The organism is Streptomyces beijiangensis (assembly GCF_017315755.1).
Classification (GTDB): Bacteria; Actinomycetota; Actinomycetes; order Streptomycetales; family Streptomycetaceae; genus Streptomyces; species Streptomyces beijiangensis.
Genome location: NZ_JAFLRJ010001421.1, coordinates 1 through 454, shown reverse-complemented (window position 1 = coordinate 454; position 454 = coordinate 1). Strand labels below are relative to the sequence as shown.

The window sequence follows — 454 nt, the reverse complement described above, 5'->3', positions numbered from 1 at the left end:
TTACAGCATGAAGCTTGACAACGGCAAGGTGCTTCACGCCGATTCGGCCGTGGTCACCGCTCCTCATAAAGCAGCTGCCGCGATGTTTCAAAAAGAGGATTGGCTGAAGGGTTTTGAGGATATGGTGTCAACATCTGTCGCCAATGTGGCGCTCGGATTTCCGGAAGAAGCCGTCCAAATGGAGCATCAAGGCACGGGCTTTGTCATTTCAAGAAACAGCGATTTTTCCATTACGGCGTGTACCTGGACAAACAAAAAATGGCCGAGCACAACGCCTGAAGGAAAAGTCCTGCTAAGGGCTTATGTAGGGAAAGCCGGCGATGAGTCCGTTGTCGAACAGTCAGATAACGAAATGGTGAAAATCGTCCTCGACGATTTAAAACGGATTATGAAGATCGACGGCGAACCGGAAATGACCTGCATCACAAGATGGCATGAAGCGATGCCGCAATAC

1 protein-coding gene is annotated in these 454 nt (G+C 49.8%); it reads left to right on the top strand.

Going from position 1 to position 454, the window contains the following annotated elements:
* Positions 1-454: protoporphyrinogen oxidase (gene hemG, locus J0695_RS46490; protein ID WP_206970073.1), on the top strand; the 454-nt coding region annotated here is incomplete at both ends.